A 311-nucleotide genomic window follows, 5' to 3' on the forward strand; every position below is an offset into this window, starting at 1 on the left:
GGCCCGACACCATCGTCGAGGAAAACAATATCCAGGTTCATCTGTCCGCGTTGCGCAAGATTCTCGGCGCGGACCGCGATCTGATCTTGACCGTGCCCGGCCGCGGCTATCGGCTCGTGCCCCGGCAACGGACCACGGCCAACGCGGCAGCCGGCCACCTGCTTCCGCCGCAGCGCATGCAACTGGTCGGGCGCGATGCGGCGGTCGCGGTCATCGAGGTCGCTGACCCGCAAGCCATCCTTGCGCAACGCCGCCTCGACGCGCGGGCGCGCCAGCAAAGCCACCTTGCGTCCGGCGAGCGCAAGACGGCC

1 protein-coding gene is annotated in these 311 nt (G+C 69.5%); it reads left to right on the forward strand.

Features of this window, described 5'->3' with window-relative positions:
- On the forward strand, nt 1-311 hold a 311-nt coding region (locus EN824_RS36430), incomplete at both ends, for a winged helix-turn-helix domain-containing protein (RefSeq protein ID WP_245521088.1).

Source organism: Mesorhizobium sp. M8A.F.Ca.ET.181.01.1.1 (assembly GCF_004792025.1).
In the GTDB taxonomy this organism is placed as follows: domain Bacteria; phylum Pseudomonadota; class Alphaproteobacteria; order Rhizobiales; family Rhizobiaceae; genus Mesorhizobium.